18 protein-coding genes and 1 pseudogene are annotated in these 19348 nt (G+C 57.3%); 8 read left to right on the top strand and 11 right to left on the bottom strand.

Annotated elements, in window-relative coordinates; all coding sequences use genetic code 11:
• Nucleotides 1-5: 5 nt before the first annotated feature.
• Nucleotides 6-301 (top strand): annotated as a pseudogene (locus AC2FHW_RS04230) (DUF7742 family protein).
• Here AC2FHW_RS04230 and AC2FHW_RS04235 read toward each other — a convergent pair.
• Complete coding sequence (locus AC2FHW_RS04235; RefSeq protein ID WP_271948079.1) at nt 282-620, bottom strand: TraR/DksA C4-type zinc finger protein; 339 nt, start codon at nt 618-620, stop codon at nt 282-284. The pseudogene AC2FHW_RS04230 and the gene AC2FHW_RS04235 sit on opposite strands and share 20 nt — an antisense overlap.
• Nucleotides 621-704: 84 nt before the next feature.
• Between AC2FHW_RS04235 and cysE the strand changes: the two genes are divergently transcribed.
• Nucleotides 705-1514, top strand: coding sequence for a serine O-acetyltransferase (gene cysE, locus AC2FHW_RS04240; RefSeq protein ID WP_142633207.1), 810 nt, complete (start codon nt 705-707; stop codon nt 1512-1514).
• A gap of 61 nt (nt 1515-1575) precedes the next feature.
• Here the strand turns inward: cysE and AC2FHW_RS04245 are convergent, their stop codons facing one another.
• The 5 genes from AC2FHW_RS04245 to AC2FHW_RS04265 all read right to left on the bottom strand — a co-directional run bounded on the left by AC2FHW_RS04245 (nt 1576) and on the right by AC2FHW_RS04265 (nt 7063).
• The gene (locus AC2FHW_RS04245; RefSeq protein WP_271947585.1) at nt 1576-2880 is read right to left on the bottom strand and encodes a pyruvate dehydrogenase complex dihydrolipoamide acetyltransferase; all 1305 of its coding nucleotides are present in this window, start codon (nt 2878-2880) and stop codon (nt 1576-1578) included.
• 15 nt (nt 2881-2895) lie between these two features.
• On the bottom strand, nt 2896-4266 hold the full coding sequence (locus AC2FHW_RS04250; protein WP_271947583.1) for a pyruvate dehydrogenase complex E1 component subunit beta: 1371 nt from the start codon (nt 4264-4266) through the stop codon (nt 2896-2898).
• A 15-nt stretch (nt 4267-4281) separates the two neighbouring features.
• The gene (gene pdhA / locus AC2FHW_RS04255; RefSeq protein WP_142633213.1) at nt 4282-5271 is read right to left on the bottom strand and encodes a pyruvate dehydrogenase (acetyl-transferring) E1 component subunit alpha; all 990 of its coding nucleotides are present in this window, start codon (nt 5269-5271) and stop codon (nt 4282-4284) included.
• Nucleotides 5272-5446: 175 nt separating this feature from the next.
• Nucleotides 5447-5746: an FtsB family cell division protein gene (locus tag AC2FHW_RS04260; protein WP_185956602.1), complete on the bottom strand. Its 300-nt coding sequence runs from the start codon at nt 5744-5746 to the stop codon at nt 5447-5449.
• 126 nt (nt 5747-5872) lie between these two features.
• Nucleotides 5873-7063 carry a phosphoglycerate kinase gene (locus AC2FHW_RS04265; protein WP_496676106.1) on the bottom strand — a complete coding sequence of 397 codons (1191 nt, stop codon included), beginning with the start codon at nt 7061-7063 and terminating at the stop codon, nt 5873-5875.
• 133 nt (nt 7064-7196) lie between these two features.
• Here AC2FHW_RS04265 and AC2FHW_RS04270 point away from each other — a divergent pair, with 133 nt between their 5' ends.
• Both AC2FHW_RS04270 and AC2FHW_RS04275 read left to right on the top strand, forming a co-directional pair.
• Nucleotides 7197-7703, top strand: coding sequence for a peptidylprolyl isomerase (locus AC2FHW_RS04270; RefSeq protein WP_271947577.1), 507 nt, complete (start codon nt 7197-7199; stop codon nt 7701-7703).
• The gene (locus AC2FHW_RS04275) at nt 7696-8244 is read left to right on the top strand and encodes a peptidylprolyl isomerase (protein WP_142633219.1); all 549 of its coding nucleotides are present in this window, start codon (nt 7696-7698) and stop codon (nt 8242-8244) included. The genes AC2FHW_RS04270 and AC2FHW_RS04275 overlap by 8 nt, the downstream gene beginning before the upstream one ends.
• Nucleotides 8245-8303: 59 nt before the next feature.
• Here AC2FHW_RS04275 and aqpZ read toward each other — a convergent pair whose 3' ends face one another.
• Nucleotides 8304-8990, bottom strand: a complete 687-nt coding sequence (gene aqpZ, locus AC2FHW_RS04280) for an aquaporin Z (protein ID WP_271947574.1) — start codon at nt 8988-8990, stop codon at nt 8304-8306.
• Nucleotides 8991-9143: 153 nt separating this feature from the next.
• Between aqpZ and AC2FHW_RS04285 the strand changes: the two genes are divergently transcribed.
• On the top strand, nt 9144-9941 hold the full coding sequence (locus AC2FHW_RS04285; protein WP_496821468.1) for a hypothetical protein: 798 nt from the start codon (nt 9144-9146) through the stop codon (nt 9939-9941).
• Between the two features lie 77 nt (nt 9942-10018).
• Here the strand turns inward: AC2FHW_RS04285 and AC2FHW_RS04290 are convergent, their stop codons facing one another.
• The 4 genes from AC2FHW_RS04290 to AC2FHW_RS04305 form a co-directional block, all read right to left on the bottom strand.
• Entirely contained in the window at nt 10019-10519 is a 501-nt protein-coding gene (locus AC2FHW_RS04290; RefSeq protein WP_271947570.1) for a bactofilin family protein, read from the bottom strand.
• A complete protein-coding gene (locus tag AC2FHW_RS04295) occupies nt 10509-11834 on the bottom strand; it encodes a DUF5930 domain-containing protein (RefSeq protein ID WP_496821470.1) in 1326 nt (441 codons plus the stop codon). The genes AC2FHW_RS04290 and AC2FHW_RS04295 overlap by 11 nt, the downstream gene beginning before the upstream one ends.
• A 210-nt stretch (nt 11835-12044) precedes the next feature.
• On the bottom strand, nt 12045-12917 hold the full coding sequence (locus AC2FHW_RS04300; protein WP_496821471.1) for a ferritin-like domain-containing protein: 873 nt from the start codon (nt 12915-12917) through the stop codon (nt 12045-12047).
• Between the two features lie 28 nt (nt 12918-12945).
• Nucleotides 12946-13407 carry a peroxiredoxin gene (locus tag AC2FHW_RS04305; RefSeq protein ID WP_496705946.1) on the bottom strand — a complete coding sequence of 154 codons (462 nt, stop codon included), beginning with the start codon at nt 13405-13407 and terminating at the stop codon, nt 12946-12948.
• Between the two features lie 68 nt (nt 13408-13475).
• Here AC2FHW_RS04305 and AC2FHW_RS04310 point away from each other — a divergent pair, with 68 nt between their 5' ends.
• The 3 genes from AC2FHW_RS04310 to AC2FHW_RS04320 all read left to right on the top strand — a co-directional run bounded on the left by AC2FHW_RS04310 (nt 13476) and on the right by AC2FHW_RS04320 (nt 19336).
• On the top strand, nt 13476-16859 hold the full coding sequence (locus AC2FHW_RS04310) for a YhdP family protein (protein ID WP_496821473.1): 3384 nt from the start codon (nt 13476-13478) through the stop codon (nt 16857-16859).
• 44 nt (nt 16860-16903) lie between these two features.
• On the top strand, nt 16904-17950 hold the full coding sequence (queA, locus tag AC2FHW_RS04315) for a tRNA preQ1(34) S-adenosylmethionine ribosyltransferase-isomerase QueA (RefSeq protein WP_271947564.1): 1047 nt from the start codon (nt 16904-16906) through the stop codon (nt 17948-17950).
• Between the two features lie 111 nt (nt 17951-18061).
• Complete coding sequence (locus tag AC2FHW_RS04320; RefSeq protein WP_271947562.1) at nt 18062-19336, top strand: MFS transporter; 1275 nt, start codon at nt 18062-18064, stop codon at nt 19334-19336.
• Nucleotides 19337-19348: the final 12 nt, after the last annotated feature.

Below are 19348 nucleotides of genomic sequence, written 5' to 3' on the forward strand. Positions count from 1 at the left end.
GCGCGGTGCGGCCCGTATTGCACGGAGATGTCAGCGCGGCGGCGCGTGTTTTGTTGAACGCGCCGCCCGATCAGCGTGAACGCTTATGCCGACGTATGATTGCCGAAGCTGAAACGGCTGATGGCCATGTAAGTAAACAGGGCGGCTACACCCGTTGTTCGGCAACGGTTCGTTAATGGCTGCGGCGCGAAACCGGCGCCTTGCCGCCGAACCCGCATTCGATGATCTGCAGTATTGCCGGTGTTTTGAGACGGTGCTGCGTCATTTGATCCGGTTCCGCATCAACCAGAAGCACAGCTGACACATCTGGTTGCGGCGAGGTCCAATTCAAGTCGGCCATTTGGAATCGGCTCGCCGCAATCTTCGCAGAATCCGTATTCTTGACTTTCAATCCGCTTCAACGCGGCCAAAAGGCGTCGGTATTCAAGGTCCCGATTGACTTGGTGCGCCTTGGCCATGGCCTGGTTCTGTAGCGCATCCATCCGGCTCAGACGACCGATAGATTGTTGATCCAGTTCAACAACAGATTGCGCATCTTTCCCGGCCTGCGACTGGCGCGCCAATTCGTCCAGCCTGGCACGGATTTTCTCGTTGATCTGCTTCAGGTCAGCCTCATTCATTTTCGTTGCTTTGCCGATCACGGGTTTGCGTTTGGCGTTTTAGCCACTAAATGGCATTCTAGGCGCAGCAAAGGATCAAAAGCCATGTTGGAAAAGCGCAGTCATGTCACACCTGTAGATCCCGTTTGGGATCGCATCACGACCGAGGCTCAGGCCGCGGTCGAGAATGAACCACTGATGGGTGGATTGGTGCACGCCTGTATTCTGCATCATCGCAGCCTGACCAGAGCATTGTCCTATCGCGTTTCCGCAAAACTATGTTCGAACGAAATGTCGATGATGGTTCTGCGCGAGATCGTGGACGAAGCTTATGCTGACGATCCCCATTTGATTGAGGCCGCCCGCGCAGACCTGATGGCGGTCTACGAGAGGGACCCGGCCTGCCACCGTCTTCTGCAACCGATTCTGTATTTCAAGGGTTATCAAGCGATGCAGGCCTACCGCGTCGCCCATTGGCTATGGCTCAAGGGGCGATATGATCTGGCCTATTTCTTCCAGATGCGGTCCTCCGAAATCTTCGGCATCGACATTCACCCGGCTGCCAAAATCGGTAAGGGGATCATGATCGACCATGCTCATTCCATCGTGATCGGTGAAACGGCCATCGTTGGCGACAATGTTTCGATGTTGCATTCGGTCACGCTGGGCGGGACCGGAAAAGAAGAGGAGCAACGTCACCCCAAGATTGGTGATGGCGTTTTGATCGGCGCCGGCGCCAAAGTCTTGGGCAATATCAAAGTGGGCCATTGTAGCCGGATTGCCGCCGGTTCGGTGGTGCTGCAAGAGGTGCCACCATGCAAAACTGTTGCCGGTATTCCGGCCAAGATCGTCGGTGAAGCAGGATGTGACCAGCCCTCGATCTCGATGGATCATATGCTGGGCAAAGATCACTAGATCTGAAGGTTCTTAAAGAAAAAGGCCGCCCAGTAGAGGGCGGCCTTTTTTTAGCCAGATATCAGGCCAGCATGACCATCGGGTTTTCCAGATTGTCGACGATCGCCTGCAGCAGCTGCGCACCGAGGGCACCGTCGATGACCCGGTGATCGACCGACATCGTAACCGACATGACTGTTGCAACCGTCAGTTCGCCATCGTCACCAACAACTGGTTTCTTTGCGCCAGTGCCGACGGCCAGAATGCCCGCATGCGGTGGGTTCACGATAGCGTCGAAATTGTCGATGCCGAACATGCCCAGGTTCGAGACCGCAAATGTGCCGCCCTGATACTCATGCGGGGCCAGCTTGCGTTCGCGGGCACGGGCAGCCAGGTCCTTCATCTCGGTTGAAAGCGCTGACAGCGACTTGGTGTCAGCGTCTTGCAGGACCGGCGTGAACAGGCCACCTTCGATCGCGACGGCAACGGCCACGTCCGAGGGTTTCAGCTGCAGAACCCGATCTCCCGCCCAGACGGCGTTGCATTCGGGCACCTGTTGCAGCGCATTGGCCAGGGCCTTGATGATGAAGTCATTGACGCTGAGTTTGACGCCGCGGGCCTCAAGTTGCTTATTCAACTGACCGCGGAATTTCAGCAGTGCATCCAGCTTGATATCCCGGCGTAGATAGAAATGCGGGATTGTTTGTTTGGCCTCGGTCAAGCGCGCGGCGATGGTTTTGCGCATCCCGTCCAGCTTAACCTCTTCGTAATCGCGGGATTCGTACATCCGCATGACCATATCCGTCGAGGGGCCGGTTGGCGCGGCTATGGAGGCTGGTGCTAATGCGGCCTGTACAGGGGCAGCCGCCACAGCAGGGGCTGCGGTTGCGCTTTCGACATCCGCCTTGACGATACGCCCATGTGGGCCGGATCCACTGATTTGCGCTAGGTCGAGACCTTTTTGCGCAGCGATGCGACGAGCCAGGGGCGAGGCGAAGATACGACCGCCATCTGCCTTGACCGGCGCTGCCGGGGCGGGGACGGGCGCTTCGGACGCCGCTGGAGCGGAGGCCTCGTTGCCCGTGGCGGCTGGCGCCGCCGCCGGAGCCGCTGCAGGCGTTGCACTGATATCATCAGCGCTTTCGCCTTCTTCCAGCAAAACCGCGATGGCGGTGTTGACCTTGACCCCTTCGGTTCCTTCAGGGATCAGGATTTTGCCGATTGTGCCTTCGTCAACGGCCTCGAACTCCATCGTGGCCTTGTCGGTTTCGATTTCGGCGAGCAGATCTCCGGAGGAGACTGTGTCGCCCTCTTTGACCAGCCATTTGGCAAGCGTGCCTTCCTCCATGGTCGGCGACAGGGCGGGCATCAGAATTTCGGTGGGCATCTGTCTGTTGCTCCCTTACCGGTAGGTCACTTGTTTGACGGCTGCGATCACCTCGTCGGTGGTCACCAGCGCCAGTTTTTCGAGGTTCGCTGCATAGGGCATCGGAACATCCTTGCCGGTGCAGTTGATGACAGGCGCGTCGAGGTAATCAAACGCTTCCTGCATCACCACCGATGAAATGTAGCTGCCGACCGAGCCTTGCGGCCAGCCTTCTTCGACGGTCACAAGACGGTTGGTTTTCATCACCGAATTGATGATTGCGCCTGTGTCCATCGGGCGGATGGTGCGCAGGTCGATCACTTCGGCGCTGATGCCGTCCTCGGCCAGTTTATCGGCGGCTTCCAGTGCGAACTGCATGCCGATCCCAAAGCTGACGATGGTCACGTCTGTGCCCTCGCGCCAGATGCGGGCCTTGCCCAACGGAATGCTCAGGTCATCCACCTGCGGCACTTCGAATGAGCGGCCATAGAGGATTTCGTTTTCCAGGAAGATCACCGGGTTCGGGTCACGGATCGCGGATTTCAGCAAGCCTTTGGCGTCGGCCGCTGAATAGGGCATGACGACCTTGAGGCCGGGGATCTGCATATACCAGGCTGCATAGTCCTGGCTGTGCTGGGCTGCCACGCGGGCGGCGGCACCGTTCGGACCCCGGAACACGATGGGACAGCCCATCTGACCGCCGGACATATAGAGCGTTTTCGCGGCCGAGTTGATGATCTGGTCAATCGCCTGCATGGCGAAGTTGAAGGTCATGAACTCGACAATCGGTTTCAACCCGCCAAAGGCCGAACCAACTGCGATCCCGGCAAAACCATGTTCGGTGATCGGGGTGTCGATTACGCGCTTGGCGCCAAATTCATCCAGCAAACCTTGCGAGATTTTATAAGCGCCCTGATACTCCGCGACTTCTTCACCCATGAGGTAGACGTCACCGTCATTGCGCATTTCTTCGGCCATGGCGTCGCGCAGGGCTTCACGCACGGTTTCGGACTTCATCTCGGCATCAGCTGGCCAATCTGGGGACAGATCTACCTTAGGTGCGGCTGGGGCAGAGACAGGAGTAGGGGCCTCAACCGCAGCAGGGGCGGCTTCGGTCGTCGCTGCTGCTGCGGGTGCAGCCGCGGGCAGGGCGGAGGCGTCTTCGCCTTCTTCGACGAGGATGGCGATAGGGGTATTTACTTTGACCCCTTCGGTGCCTTCAGCGATCAGGATCTTGCCCATGATCCCTTCATCAACGGCTTCAAACTCCATCGTGGCCTTATCTGTTTCGATTTCGGCCATGATATCGCCGCTTGATACGGTGTCGCCTTCCTTGACCAGCCATTTGGCCAGGGTGCCCTCTTCCATCGTGGGGGAAAGGGCGGGCATGAGAATTTCGGTTGCCATGTCTTAATCGTCCTCTCAGGCGTAGATATCTGTCCAAAGCTCGTCCAGCGACGGCTCGGGGCTTTCTTTCGAGAATTCAGCGGCTTGATTGACGATCTCTTTGATCTCTTTGTCGATCGCCTTCAGGTCATCCTCGGTCGCGTGTTTGCCGGAAAGCAGCAGCTCGCGGACATGTTCGATCGGGTCGCTTTGTTCGCGCACCTTCTGAACCTCTTCGCGGGTGCGGTACTTGGCCGGGTCGGACATCGAGTGTCCGCGATAGCGATAGGTTTTGATTTCCAGAATGTACGGACCTTTGCCCGCGCGGCAATGAGCGACAGCCTTTTCGCTGGCCTCTTTGACCGCTAGCACATCCATGCCGTTGACGATCTCGCCAGGGATGCCGAACGCCTCGCCCCGGTGGTAGATATCCTTGGTCGAAGTCGACCGCGCCTGGGATGTCCCCATCGCGTATTGGTTATTCTCGATCACGAAGATCACCGGCAGTTCCCAGATGGCGGCCATGTTGAAAGTCTCATAGACCTGACCCTGGTTGGCGGCACCGTCCCCGAAATAGGTGAAGGTGACGCGGCCGTTTTCCTGATACTTGTCGGCAAAGGCCAGCCCGGCACCCAGAGGAACCTGCGCCCCGACGATGCCGTGACCGCCATAGAAATGCTTCTCTTTCGAGAACATATGCATCGAACCGCCTTTGCCCTTGGACAATCCGCCCTCGCGCCCGGTCAGTTCTGCCATTACGCCGCCCGGATCCATGCCGCAGGCCAGCATATGCCCATGATCGCGATAAGAGGTGATCCGCTTGTCACCTTCTTCGGCGGCTGCTTCCAGTCCCACAACAACTGCCTCTTGACCGATATACAGGTGGCAGAAACCACCGATCAGACCCATGCCGTATAGCTGGCCAGCCTTTTCTTCGAATCGGCGGATCAGCAACATTTCACGGTAATAGGTCTTGAGTTCTTCCGCAGAAACGTTTGGTTTCTTTGTGGTTTTTCGCGCAGCCATTGTGGCGATCTCCCCCTCTCGGCAAGATAGTTTAGCGTTAAACTATCTAATAGAACATTTGAGGCTTTCTGGCGAGTGGAAATATTGCGCTGTGGTTTGACACGCGGAAAACCGTTCAGGTAGGGACGTATGCGTTACCACAGCAGGGATTTCCGACGAAGAATTTTGGCCCCGCTCAGCGGATGACAATCTCATCCGAGCGGATCATACCAAGGATCGAGCGCGCCTGCTGATCCAGTAAATCGAGGTCAAGATAGGTGTCTGAAAGCCTGCGGGTCAGATTTTCCATTTCGGCGATTTCGGTGCTCAACGCTGCAAGGTCGCGCGACAGAGCATCCCGTTCCGCTGCAATCTCGACCCGTCGAAACAGGCCATAGTCACCTTGGACGGCAGCAAAGGTGAAATACACACCCAGCATGAAAGCCACCGAGAAAAAAGCAACTGAGCCCAAACCGGGCCGATGGGAACGGGACACTCTGTTTACCGCCGTATGAAGTCTGCCTCAATGTCGTGCCATTATGCTTGGCATCTGACTGCACTATGTCACAGGTGATTCGGCTTGTGAATCCCCCGATTCGCAAAATTACCCGTGCAGCTGAATTTATTGTTCCAGCGCGGCGACGCCGGGAAGGGTTTTTCCTTCCATCCATTCCAGGAATGCGCCGCCTGCTGTCGAGATATAGGTGAAATCCCGCGCCGCGCCGGACGCGTTCAGGGCGGCTACGGTATCACCACCGCCCGCGACCGAGACCAACTGGCCCGAACGGCTGAGCGCGGCAGCTTTCAGTGCGGCCGCATTCGTTGCTGCATCGAACGGTTCCAGTTCAAAGGCGCCCAAAGGGCCGTTCCAGATCAGGGTTCGGCTTTGGCTGATGACTTCAGTGATAGCGGCGACACTCTCGGGGCCTGCATCCAGGATCATGCCGTCTTCGGGGCATTGGTCTGCGGGCAAAACCTGATGCGGCGCATTGGCCTGGAAGGTTTTTGCAACAACCACGTCACACGGCAGAACGATCTGGCAACCAGAGTTTTCCGCCTTGGCAAGAATCTCTGCGGCAGTGTCTTTCATCGCGGTTTCCGCCAGCGATTTGCCGACTCTGATACCTTGTGCCACTAGGAAGGTGTTGGCCATGCCACCGCCGATGATCAGGTGATCCACCTTGTCGATCAGGTTGCCCAGCAGCTCCAGCTTGGTTGACACTTTTGCCCCACCGACCACTGCTGTTACCGGACGCTCGGGCGCGCCAAGAGCGCTTTCAAGTGCTTGCAGCTCGGCCTGCATCAGCCGACCAGCGCAGGCAGGCAGCAGGCGAGCGATAGCTTCGGTTGAGCTGTGGGCGCGGTGCGCAGCGGAAAAGGCGTCGTTGCAATAGACCTCGCCCAGTTTGGCCATGCCAGCAGCCAGATCAGGATCATTCTTGGTTTCAGCAGCATGAAAACGGGTGTTTTCCAACAGCAATACTTGCCCGGCTTGCAGAGTGTCTGCGACAAGCTCGGCCTCGGTTCCGACGCAATCGGCTGCGAACAGAACTTGCGCGCCAAAGGCGCTTTCCAGTGTGGGAATAAGTTGTTTCAGCGACAGGCTTTCGCGCCGCTCTCCGCCCGGGCGTCCGAAATGGGCTAGAAGGATAGGCTTGCCACCTGCGGCGAGAATATCGCGTACTGTGGGTACGATGCGCTGAATCCGGGTAGCGTCGGTCACGACCCCATCCACCACGGGCACATTGATATCCACGCGCACCAGCACGCGTTTACCGTTCAGGTCCATATCGTCCAGTGTTTTCCAGCCCATCGCGCGATCCTCGTGTTTGGCAACCGATCTAGGCGGTTCTTTTCCTGCATTTTGCCCTCAGGTCAATGCGTCACTTGGCTTTCGCGTGCGTGGCGCATAGGTATTTGCGCAAGACAAACGACAGGAGGGCCACATGGCCGAGATCAAGGATCCCGAAAACACAATCATCATCGAGCTGAAGGGCGGCAATGTCGTCATCGAGCTGCTGCCAGATGTGGCCCCGCAGCATAGCGCTCGGATGAAGGAACTGGCGCGCAGCGGTGAATATGACAACGTGGCATTTCACCGTGTGATCGACGGTTTCATGGCGCAAACCGGTGACGTGCAGCACGGCGATATGGAAGACGGATTCAACCTGCGCAGTGCAGGCACAGGCGGGTCATCGCTGCCGAATGTTCCGGCAGAGTTTTCGAAACTGCCGCATGATCGCGGCACGTTGGGCGCGGCTCGGTCGCAGAATCCGGACTCGGCCAATTCGCAGTTTTTCATCAACTTTAGCGACAACCACTTCCTGAACGGCCAATACACGGTCTATGGCCGTGTCATCGACGGGATGGAGCATGTGGACGCCATCGTTCGGGGCGAGCCGCCCGCAAGCCCGGATCGTATGATCAGCGTCAAGGTGGCTGCCGATGTATAAGCTGGCCGCCGCATTTGTCCTGCTGGCCGGTCCTGCACTGGCCACGGGCCTTGAGATCGAGATTGAGGGCGAGGGGGCCAATGGCACCGTAACCGTTGATCTGTTTGACGATATTGCCCCCAAGCATGTTGAACAAATTAGCGCCCTTGCCGCTGCTGGTCAGTATGATGGCGTGGTGTTTCACCGCGTGATCGACGGCTTCATGGCTCAGACCGGTGACGTTGAACACGGTCGGGTGGGTGGCGATATGCGTCGTGCCGGTACTGGTGGTTCGGATCGGCCGGATCTGCCAGCTGAGTTCTCGGACTATAACTTTGATCGTGGTGTTATTGGCATGGCGCGGGCGCAGGATCCCGACAGTGCCAACTCGCAATTCTTCATAATGTTTGAACCTGGGCCGTTCCTGAACGGTCAGTATACGGTTGTCGGTCAGGTCACTGACGGTATGGACGTTGTTGATGCGATCAAGCGAGGCGAAGGCCCGAACGGAGCCGTAATCGGCCAGCCGGATGCGATGAAAAAGGTCACCGTGACCGAATAGATAAAAGGACCCCGGTGCCTGGTCAGGTGCCGGGGTCTTTTTGTAAGCGTGCGCTTGGGTCAGTCGTCAGACATGGCCTTCCAGATCAGCGCACCAATCGCGCCACCAATCAGCGGGGCAACCCAGAACAACCATAGCTGAGCCAGCGCCGGCCCATCGGCAAACAGGGCAACACCGGTTGACCGTGCCGGGTTGACAGATGTGTTGGTCACCGGGATCGAGATCAGGTGGATCAGCGTCAGCGCCAGACCGATGGCAATCGGCGCGAACCCTGCCGGAGCACCGCTTGAGGTCGCGCCCAGAATGATCAGGATGAAAAATGCCGTCAGCACGATCTCGATCACCAAGGCGGACATCATCGAATAGCCCATGGGTGAAGCCTCGCCATAGCCATTGGACGCAAAGCCTCCGACCCCGGCGAAATCTGGTGCGCCGCTGACGATCAGATACAGAACAGCCGCTGCTGCAATGGCTCCGATAACCTGAGCAATCCAATAGGGCAGCAGATCCTTAGCCGGGAACCGTCCGCCGATCATTAAACCCAGACTGACTGCCGGATTGAAATGCCCGCCTGAAATGTGGCCAACGGCAAATGCCATAGTCAGCACTGTTAGGCCAAAGGCGAAAGATACGCCCAACCAGCCGATACCGACATCCGCGACGCCAGCCGCTAAAACAGCGCTGCCGCAACCGCCAAGCACCAACCAGAATGTACCGAAAAATTCAGCCATGAGTTTTGTTGACATGAAAAGTCCTCCGAAAACCAACGGGCTGTAGTGTAATCCAAAACACAGAAATATCGAAGCTACTCATCACACATAGAAATTCGGCGGAGAATGAAGGGGTATTTGAGCGCGCTTGCCACGTCAAAAGTGGGCAGATAGACCTATGGGTGTGGCATGGAAATATGGGTTCAGCCTACGATGACGTCAAAGACGAATAAGCCGGTTAAGGCCAAGTTATTGCCGGATGATCCGTTCTTCCCGCTCATTCAGGATGCTTATCGCGTTTTTAAACGTCCAAAGCCAAGCAATATCGAGGTCTGCGAAGGGTGCTGCATGGAACCGGATATCGAGGCTGATTTCTTTCACCCGCCCATTCAGGAACTGCCGTTGCACTATCTTCAGGACTGGTTTTTTGCAGCGAGTGATCCGGAAGGGATTGCCAAGAATACCTGGGCCTATCTTTTGCCGCGTGTGCTAGAGGTCTTGGCCTGTGGCGAAGAGGTAAGCTCTGTCGGGATCGAAGTCAGCCTGAGCCGGTATCCGACGGGACAGGCCCGGAACTGGTCGTCGGAGGAGTGGCGTGTCCTGGACGATTTCCAGAAACGTTTTCTTCTGAAGGCGATCGAAGGGGGCTCAGAAGAATGTCTGGACGATACGCTATGCATGTTTCGCCTCGGGGGTTGGCCAATGGATGGCCTTTTGGCGCAAGTAGCCGCAGTTAAAACGGCGACTTTGGCAGAACGGTTCTGGCAGGACTGGTGTTACGTGTATGCACCCTCGGTTTGGATCACGGCCTTCTGGGAAAGCCCGGACGGCACGGCTGCATTTGATTTTTACACGTCTGAAGTCATGTATCGAAGAATGCAGCAGCTTGCCTTTGATGATGGCACGCCACCAGAATTGTCCGAAAAGGCGCTGATGGTCGCAGAAGTGATCGAGGCCAATGCGACCTGGAACCAACCTGATCAGTGAAAGCCTTTCGGTCAGAATTGCAAAAGAAAACGCCGCAGGCTGTCCCGCGGCGTTTGTTTCCTGTCAGTCTGTCAGGATTACTGTTTGACGTCAGCAGCCGGGTTAGCGCCCGGTTTTCCGCTGCGGCCAGGGTTCAGAGGATCGTCCTGACGCTGAACGGAGCCTTCGAAATGCGCGCCGCTTTCGATGGCGATTGTCTTGTGAATGATGTCGCCTTCGACCCGTGCGGTCGAGGTCAGGCGCACTTTCAGGCCACGCACGCGGCCAACGATACGGCCGTTGATGACAACGTCATCTGCAGTGACTTCGCCCTTGATGGTCGCCGTTTCACCGATGGTCAGCAGATGCGCACGAATGTCACCTTCCACCGTACCTTCGACCTGAATGTCACCCGAGGTTTTCAGGTTTCCGGTGATGTGCAGATCCGAAGACAGGACCGATGCGGGTGGCTTGGGTTTGGGCGCGGTGCTGGCCTTGGTTTCCGTCGGTGCAGGGGTTGCCGGAGTGGCCGGAGCGGCAGGCTTGGCGGCCTCTGGGGCATTGGTTCCGGGCTCGTTGATTTTGCTCTTAGAAAACATTTCTTGCAGCCTTGATGTAAGTCATTGGGTTAACAGGTTTTCCGTTTACGCGGACCTCATAGTGCAGGTGCGTTCCGGTCGACCGTCCGGTGTTACCCATATCAGCAATATGATCCCCGCGCGAGACCCTTTGGCCAACCTTAACCCGTAACTTGGTGTTATGAGCGTAAAGTGTCTCAATTCCGAAGGCGTGCCGGATTTTGACCAGACGCCCGAAACCCGATTGCCAGCCCGCATGGGTGACAACGCCGTCGGCGGTCGCAAAGATATCAGTTCCAAGTGCACCGGCGAAATCGGAACCGTTATGCATGCGGCGACCGCCCGTTTTTGGGTCACGGCGCGTGCCGAAGCCACTGGTAAAGCGGACAGCCGCTTTCACCGGGCTGGCAAACGGGGCCTTTTCTGCTGCGATACGATAGAGGTTCAGCTGGTCCATCTGTTGCAACAGAGTGTTCGCGCGGATCTCGTCGGGGGTCAGGTCCTCACCGCGCGTGCTGAAGGAAATTGGGGTGAGGGGGCCACCCATGCCGCTATAGCCACGCCGTACTTCTTCAATGATACGGTCAGTTGGCATACCTGCCTGTCGGAACATCTTGTCGAGCGGTTCGACCGAGATGATCATTGCTTCTTCTAGCTGACGGAAAATTTCGTCGCTGCGTTCCTGCATCAGCCGGATCTCAAGCTCGAGATCGTCCCGCTGATCCAGTGCGTTCCGGGCGTCGGCTGCGATCTGATCACGCTCTTGCGCGGTGCGGGTCAGAGCAACGGTCATAAATTCCATCTGTTCGGGGCTGGCAGTGTTTGCCAACGTGAGCCCATCATCGGAATCTGATTGTTGCAGCGCCGCAAGCTCCTGACGGGCAAATTCCCGTTGTTTCATGGTGGTGCGCAGGGTGGACTGGATTACCTCGATCCCCGTTTCCAATTCACGGCGGCTGTTTTCGGACGCCAGCAGCTCGGATTGCATCGCAGAGATCTGTTCAAGCGCAGCGTTGAACCGGTCCTGAGCCATCAGAGCCTCATGAGCGCGCACGTCACGCTCTGCTGACAGGATATTCAGCCGCTCCTGATATGTCGCCTGATCGCGCTTGGCCTGTTCCCGGAAGTTGCCTGATCCGATGCTGTCCATCAACAGGATTGCCGTAGTGACCGCAGTCCAGCCAACAAACAGGGCAACACCAGCAACTGCAAAGATTTGTGTCTCTGAGCTGAGCCGGATGAACCGTGTGTCATTGTCAGATTTCAGAAAGACCCGGCGTTCCGGGAAGTGCTGCTCAAGCAGCGAATGTAGTTTGATTGCCAGACGTGTTCGCACGCGCCTTACCTCTCGATCCCCAAATTCGGGATCGGTTGTGAGTGGTCTCCGTCCCTTGGGGCAACTGAATAGAGGGGACGTCCGATTTGGGCAAGTTTGTTAACTAGTTCACACAACAAACAGGGTTAATCCCGCCAATTCTCGGCGAGAAATTGCCGATTACATCAACTGGAGGATGTTTCAAAGACCGCTATGACCGTGCATGCCGACCTAGCAGGCAGAGCCGGGCGGCGGCAGGCCTTCGGTCAGCGGCCAATAGAAATCCGGCGGTAATCCGGCTTCGGCCCGCTTTTCTTCGTTGAAGGGCGGTTTAAGAACGCCATGAAAATAGCGCCGGACCAGATCGTGAAAGATACCCTTTGGGTCAGCGTTCTCGCGTCCGCAAAGGAAATGGAACCACTTGGACCCGTAAGCAACATGCCCGACTTCTTCGGCGTAGATCACCTCGAGCGCTGCAATGGCCTGTTCAGCCTTTGCCTTGCGGAAGATGTCAATCATGCCGGGGGTCACATCCAGACCCCGCGCCTCAAGCACCATTGGCACTACGGCCAAACGGCCCATCAAATCTTCTGCTGTATCTTCGGCCGCGCGCCACATACCCGCATGGGCGGGCAGGGCGCCGTAATGACTGCCCATCTGTTCCAGGCAATCGCAGACCATTTCGAAGTGGCGCGATTCCTCTTCGGCGCATTTGACCCAGTCGTCGTAGAAACCGATAGGCATAGGGACATGGCCAAATCGGGCGATTATATCCCAATGCAGATCAACTGCGTTCAGTTCGATATGGGCGACCGCGTGTAGCAGGGCAATGCGCCCAGCCTCGGAGCCGGGGCCGCGCCTTGGGACATCCCGGGGGGACAGCAAATCTGGTTTGTCCGGTCGGGCGGGATTCAACGGCGGTGTTGCGGTGCCCACTTCAATCGCAGGAGCGTCCCCTGATCGCGCCGCAAACCAAGCTGCGGCATGGCGCTTGGACAGGGCGGTCTTTTCGCGCCCGTCTGCTGTGGTCAGAACTTCGGTCGCCATTTGGGTCAGTGTTTTCGACACCGGGATATCTCCGCTTTCAAGATTTGTGCGGGTCATAATCCGGATGACGACCGCGGTGAAGGGGTTACAGCGCGCGCACGGCTTCCAGTACCTCTTCCACATGGCCGGGCACTTTGACCTTTCGCCAGATGCGAGCGATCTTACCGTCGGCGTCAATCAGAAAGGTCGAACGCTCGATCCCCATCGACTTGCGCCCGTACATGTTCTTCTCGACCCACACACCGTAATCCTCGCAAACGGTCGAGCCTTCGTCGGACAAAAGTGGCGTCGTAAGACCGTGTTTGGCGACGAATTTGTCATGCTTAGCCACCGTGTCGCGCGAGATGCCGAAAACCTGGGCGCCGGCATCAGCAAAGGCTTGAAGTTGTTCCGAGAAACCGATGGATTCCTTGGTGCAGCCCGGCGTATCATCACGGGGATAGAAAAACAAAACGACGGCGCTGCCTTGCAGGTCTGACAGCGTAACCTCACCACCGCCGTCGCGGGGCAAAGTGAAACCGGGGGCGATGTCTGTAACGTCGGGCATTGGAAACTCCGCTAAAGGTTTTTAAGTGCTGCCTGACATCATGGTTTGGTGCAAGCAGGTAATAGGGCGTGGGTCGGAATTTGGCGCGGCAAGAAGATACACAAGAAGGCCCGGACGGGAAGCCCCGCCGCCGTCGGTCACGCCGCCGCATCGCTGCGTGGGGGATCGTCGGAACCTTCCTGTTGCTTTGCCTGCTGGCCTTTGGCGGCTGGTTCTTTCTGATTGGCAAACAGCTGCACGCACCCGACTGGATGCGGGCCCAGGCCGAAAAACGGCTGGATCAAAGCCTTGGGGGGATCAAGATCCGCTTTGGCGATGCTAGCTTTATCGTCAACGAAAACTGGTTGCCACGTTTGCGACTGACGGATGTGACCATAAGCGACGCGGCGGGACAACAGATCGCGCAAGTGGCGGATATGCGCACACGGTTGTCGATGCGGTGGCTGCTACGGGGGAAAATCCGGCCGCGCACGATTACCCTGCGCGATGCCCAAATCGCATTGACCCGCGGATTGGACGGGGCGCTTTCGTTGACAGTCGGTTCTGGCAGTGCACCGGTTCAGCGGGCGCGGACATTGATCGAGTTGATCGAGGAATCTGACGATGTCTTTTTGTCACCGCTGCTGTCGGGCCTGCGGTCGGTCGAGCTTGAGTCGTTGACGCTGGACTATCAGGATTTGCGCCTGTCGCGCGCCTGGGTTTTCGACGGCGGACATATTTCGATCATCCGTACCGGTGACGAAATGCGCATGTCCACCGGGTTCTCTGTTCTGACAGGGCGCGATTATGCCAGTTCGATTGAGGTAAATTATACCAGCGTACTTGGAACGCCCCAGGCAAGCTTTGGCTTTGCCATAACCGACCTGCCTGCCGAGGATATTGCAAGTCAAAGCCTTGCCTTGTCATGGTTACAGGTCCTTGACGCTCCGATCTCGGGCGCGGTGCGCGGCAGTGTTGATGGCAACGCGGCGCTGGGGCCGTTATTTGCGACCCTGAACCTTGCGGCAGGCGCGGTGCAAGCCAACCAAGAGACAAAACCGATCCCGTTTGAATCCGCCAGGGCTTATTTCAGCTATGACCCAAGGCGGCAGGAGCTGGATTTCGACGAGGTTTCTGTAGTCTCCGCCTGGGGGTCCGTTCAGGCCGAGGGAAGGGCCTTTTTGAGAGGTATCGAGAATGGACTGCTGGAAAGCCTGACCTCTCAACTCCGTCTCAGCAGCATCGACATCAACCCGGCTGGGCTGTTTCCGGAACCCCTCAAGTTGGCGCGTGCCGACCTTGATCTGAAGATGAAGCTGGCCCCGTTCGAGTTGCGCCTCGGACAGATGACGGTTGAAGACGAAAACCTAACGCTGCGTGCTAGGGGTAATCTGAATGGTGAAGCTGAAGGTTGGTCGGGGTACCTCGAGGCTCATCTGGACGAGTTGGAGTCAGGCCAGTTGCTGAGATACTGGCCCCAATTACTTGCCGAGAAGCCGCGTAAATGGGTGTCCGACAATTTATTTGAAGGCCGGCTCTCGGATGTCGATTTTGCATTACGGTTGAAGCCGGACACCAAGCCGGACATTTACTTGGACTTCGGGTTCGACGACGCCAAAGTCCGCTTTGCCAAAACTTTACCTCCGGTCCAGGACGCTCAGGGGCAGGCCAGCCTGATCAACCAACGGTTTACCGTGACAGCCGAGAAAGCGGTTGTCATTGCCGATCAGGGCGGCCCGATAGACGGGTCAGGAACATCCTTCATTATTCCGGATACGTCGATCAAAAAGCTTTCGCCGGCGATTGTGCGCGTCAAGGCCAAGGGCTCGGCAACGGCCGCCTTGTCTTTGATGGATCGTCCCCCTCTGCAGCTGATGACAAAGGCAAATTTGCCCGTGGATGTGGCCTCTGGCGATGTGGAACTGTCAGGCACCTTATCTCTGCCGATGAAGAAGGGGCTGAAGTTCGATGAAACCCAGTTTCACTTTACTGGTAAGATTGGTGATGTGCACAGTGCTCGCTTGGTCAAAGGTTTTGTCGTCAGCGCGCCTCAGTTGACTATTTCAGGTGACCAATCCGCTGTCGAAGTCGGCGGCGACGGATATTTCGGCGACGTGCCCCTGCAGGCAACCTGGCGCCAGCCTATTGGGGGTCGAGAACCGAAACCCAGTGAACTGAAAGGGCAGATCGAGATTTCGCCCCGGCTGGTGACCGAGCTGCGTGCCGGGTTACCAAAGGGTATGCTGACCGGAAAAGGCGTGGCCGACATAACCTTGGGCATCGGTGCTGGCCGCCCCCCGAAACTGACGGCGACATCGAATCTGGAAGGCGTTGTGCTGTCCATCCCCGAGCTCGGGTGGCGCAAAGGCGCTGGTACCAAGGGGTCGATGGATGTCGAGGCAACGCTGGGCGATCAGATGCGCGTGGATACACTTCGGCTGGATGCGGGGGGGTTGCGAAGCCTGGCCTCCATTAATTTCAAAAATGGTGCTTTCGATCGTGTTGAGTTCAGCTCATTCGAACTGGGGAACTGGCTTGCGGTTCCGGCGGAGCTGATATCACGGGGGTCAGCCTTGCCCGATATCAGGGTTCTGGGGGGCGTGATGAATCTGGGGGGCGCGACCTTTGGATCCTCCGAAGGTGGTGGCGGTGGTTCCGGGCAGGGGCCCGAGCTGGATGTAGTGTTGGATCGCCTCCAGATTACAGAGACGATCGCCCTGACCGGGTTCAAAGGAAAATTTGCGACAACTAGCGGTGTCAGCGGCGCGTTCACGGCGAATGTAAACGGCGGTGCTGCTGTGCGCGGACAGGTGACCCCGCGCGGAGGGCGCAGTGCAGTCAATCTAATCTCTGGTGATGCAGGCGACGTTCTGAGATCGGCCAAAATGATAACCCAGGCGCGCGGTGGCAAACTGGACCTGCAACTGGAACCGGTCGGCGGGGCCGGGAACTTCGATGTCATCATGAAGATCGTGAACACCCGAATTCATGACGCCCCGGCCATGGCTGCCTTGCTGAACGCAATCAGCCTTGTTGGACTTGTGGATGAAATGGCTGGGCAAGGCATCTTTTTCTCGAGCATCGAAAGCCGAATGCGGATTACTCCGACCGAAATCAAGGTTCTCAGCGGCAGCGCCGTCGGTCCTTCGATGGGATTGTCCTTCGACGGGACAATCGACACGGTTAGCGAAATGCTGAACTTGCGTGGCGCGATTTCCCCAATCTATCTGGTGAATGCGATTGGAAGTGTCTTCACCAAAAAAGGTGAGGGTGTGATCGCGTTCAATTATACTCTGACCGGCCCTTTGAAATCACCCTCTGTCTCGGTCAACCCTCTGTCAGGGCTTGCGCCATTGTTCTTGCGCAACCTTCTAAGGGAGCCCGCGCCGAAGGTTCAGGATGGGCCAAATGCACAGAAAGCCAAGCCGGATGAGCCCAAGCGCACCTTTGGATCGCCGCCAAAAGACAACTGAACAGGGATATAGCCGAATCTGATACGACCCTGTAAGGCGCGCCCATGAAACTCAGCGATTTCGATTTCCACTTGCCCGAAAATTTGATTGCCACCCGGCCTGCCAACCCGCGGTCTTCCGCGCGTTTGCTTGTGGCCGAGGGCGATGCAATCTCGGATGCGCACGTCTTTGACCTGCCAGACTGGCTGCGACCCGGTGACCGGCTGGTGTTGAATGATACGCGGGTCATCCCGGCACGCCTCAGCGGGCGGCGTCATCGCGACAGTGCGCAAGGGCCGGTGTCTGCGTCGATCGAAGCGACGTTGCTTGATCCGCAGGCAGACGGCACCTGGGCCGCGTTGATCAAACCGCTCAAGAAGGTCAAGACAGGTGAGGTTATCCGGTTTTCGGATCAACTGAGCGCTGAGTTGGATAGGGTGGCGGACGGGCAGGCCTTTCTGCGGTTTAACCTTACGGGGCAGGATTTCGATGCTGCGCTGGAACAGGCCGGCGCGATGCCGCTGCCGCCTTATATTGCCGCCAAGCGTCCTGCCGATGCGCAGGACAAGACGGATTACCAGACGATCTGGGCGCGCAACTCCGGGGCCGTGGCCGCGCCCACCGCGTCGCTGCATTTTGACGAAGCGCTGATGGAGGCGCTTACCGCGCGCGGCGTTTCTGTTTCCTACGTTACGCTTCATGTCGGTGCCGGAACGTTTCTGCCAGTCAAGGTCGAGGATGTGACGACCCATAAGATGCATGCAGAATGGGGCAGGGTCAGTGCGGAAGCCGTCAGTGAAATTCGTGAAACCAAAGCCATAGGTGGCCGTGTCATTCCGGTGGGCACAACCGCGCTGCGATTGATCGAAAGCGCCGCCCGCAGTGGGCAGATCGTACCCTGGGAGGGCGATACCGACATCTTCATCTATCCGGGCTTTCAGTTTTACGTCACGGATGCGCTGATCACCAATTTCCATCTGCCGAAATCCACGCTGCTGATGTTGGTTTCAGCTTTGATGGGGCAGGATCGGATGCAAGAGGTTTATGAGCACGCGATTGCGCAGAACTATCGGTTCTTTTCATATGGGGATGGGTCGCTTTTGATCCCTTGAGCGGCGTGTTGTCGGGATCGTTGCGTTTCGATGTCGTAGACAAGCTGGTTCAAAGCCGTTTTTGATATAAAAACGAATCTCTAGTTCAGGTTAGCAATCTCGGAGGCCTCTATGCTTCAGGTCATTACCAGCGCGTGGTCACTTCTTCTTGGCATGGGCCTGCTTATGATTGGCAATGGTCTACAGGGCACAATCCTGGGCGTCCGAGGCGAGATCGAAGGGTTTTCGACCCTTCAGATGTCTGTTGTGATGTCAGCTTATTTCGTAGGTTTCCTCGGAGGTTCTCGCCTTGCACCGGAGATGATACGGCGGGTTGGACATGTGCGGGTCTTTGCTGCGCTCGCTTCTTTTATTTCGGCCGTGATGATCATGTATCCGATGTTGACCGAGCCAGTCGCGTGGGCTTTGGGGCGTGTCGTGATCGGGTTTTGTTTCTCGGGAGTGTATGTCACCGCCGAAAGCTGGCTGAACAACGCGGCCAATAACGAGAACCGGGGCCAGGCGCTTTCGCTTTATATGATCGTACAGATGACTGGGATCATCACCGCTCAGGGGCTTATGCTGGTTGGCGATCCTGCTGGTTACGAAACCTTTGTGATCGCATCCATTCTGGTTTCGGTTTCCTTTGCTCCGATTCTGCTGTCGATTTCACCGACACCGGCATTTGACACGACCAAGCCCATGACATTGCGTGAACTGATGGGGAAGTCGCCGTTGGGCTGCGTGGGCATGTTCCTGCTGGGCGGAGTGTTCTCGGCCCAGTTTGGTATGTCGGCGGTCTATGGCGCGCGCGCTGGGCTGACACTGGTTGAGATTTCGACCTTCGTGGCGGCTTTCTATGTCGGGGCAATACTGCTGCAATATCCGCTGGGTTGGTTCTCGGACCGGATGGATCGCCGGTTCCTGATCATGCTGGCGGGCATCATTGGTGCTTGCGGGGCGGCCACTGCGATGATGTTCGGGTCGACTTCATTTCCGTTCCTTCTGGCCTCGGCCTTTGTGATTGGCGGCATGTCTAACCCGCTGTATTCGCTGCTGATTGCGCATACGAATGACTTTCTGGAGCATGAGGATATGGCGGCGGCCTCTGGCGGTCTGGTCTTCATCAATGGACTGGGCGCCATTGCTGGCCCGCTGATTACCGGTTGGTTGATGGGCGATGACGTGTTCGGACCGTCGGGCTTTTTCCTGATCATCTTTGCACTGCTTGCAGCCACTGCTGTCTATGCGATGTATCGCATGACACAGCGTGCGGCGATTCCTGTGGATGAGACGGGCACCATGTCTCCGCTTTACCCAACGGCCTCGCCGGTGGCGTTCGAATTGGCGCAAGAGGTGGCTATCGAAGCCGCCGAAGCCGATCAGGAAACGCAAGATGTAGCCTAGGACACGAAATTA

It is taken from the genome of Ruegeria sp. YTSA108 (assembly GCF_059610185.1).

Excerpts from the sequence above, each read along its gene's own strand:
- pdhA (WP_142633213.1), bottom strand. The coding sequence starts at position 5,271 with ATGGCTGCGCGAAAAACCACAAAGAAACCAAACGTTTCTGCGGAAGAA.
- AC2FHW_RS04300 (WP_496821471.1), bottom strand. The coding sequence starts at position 12,917 with ATGACCCGCACAAATCTTGAAAGCGGAGATATCCCGGTGTCGAAAACA.
- AC2FHW_RS04290 (WP_271947570.1), bottom strand. The coding sequence starts at position 10,519 with ATGTTTTCTAAGAGCAAAATCAACGAGCCCGGAACCAATGCCCCAGAG.
- AC2FHW_RS04245 (WP_271947585.1), bottom strand. The coding sequence starts at position 2,880 with ATGCCCACCGAAATTCTGATGCCCGCCCTGTCGCCGACCATGGAGGAA.
- AC2FHW_RS04320 (WP_271947562.1), top strand. The coding sequence starts at position 18,062 with ATGCTTCAGGTCATTACCAGCGCGTGGTCACTTCTTCTTGGCATGGGC.
- AC2FHW_RS04265 (WP_496676106.1), bottom strand. The coding sequence starts at position 7,063 with ATGGGCTGGAAAACACTGGACGATATGGACCTGAACGGTAAACGCGTG.
- AC2FHW_RS04250 (WP_271947583.1), bottom strand. The coding sequence starts at position 4,266 with ATGGCAACCGAAATTCTCATGCCCGCCCTTTCCCCCACGATGGAAGAG.
- AC2FHW_RS04275 (WP_142633219.1), top strand. The coding sequence starts at position 7,696 with ATGTATAAGCTGGCCGCCGCATTTGTCCTGCTGGCCGGTCCTGCACTG.
- AC2FHW_RS04285 (WP_496821468.1), top strand. The coding sequence starts at position 9,144 with ATGGAAATATGGGTTCAGCCTACGATGACGTCAAAGACGAATAAGCCG.
- AC2FHW_RS04305 (WP_496705946.1), bottom strand. The coding sequence starts at position 13,407 with ATGCCCGACGTTACAGACATCGCCCCCGGTTTCACTTTGCCCCGCGAC.
- cysE (WP_142633207.1), top strand. The coding sequence starts at position 705 with ATGTTGGAAAAGCGCAGTCATGTCACACCTGTAGATCCCGTTTGGGAT.
- queA (WP_271947564.1), top strand. The coding sequence starts at position 16,904 with ATGAAACTCAGCGATTTCGATTTCCACTTGCCCGAAAATTTGATTGCC.
- AC2FHW_RS04235 (WP_271948079.1), bottom strand. The coding sequence starts at position 620 with ATGAATGAGGCTGACCTGAAGCAGATCAACGAGAAAATCCGTGCCAGG.
- AC2FHW_RS04270 (WP_271947577.1), top strand. The coding sequence starts at position 7,197 with ATGGCCGAGATCAAGGATCCCGAAAACACAATCATCATCGAGCTGAAG.
- aqpZ (WP_271947574.1), bottom strand. The coding sequence starts at position 8,990 with ATGTCAACAAAACTCATGGCTGAATTTTTCGGTACATTCTGGTTGGTG.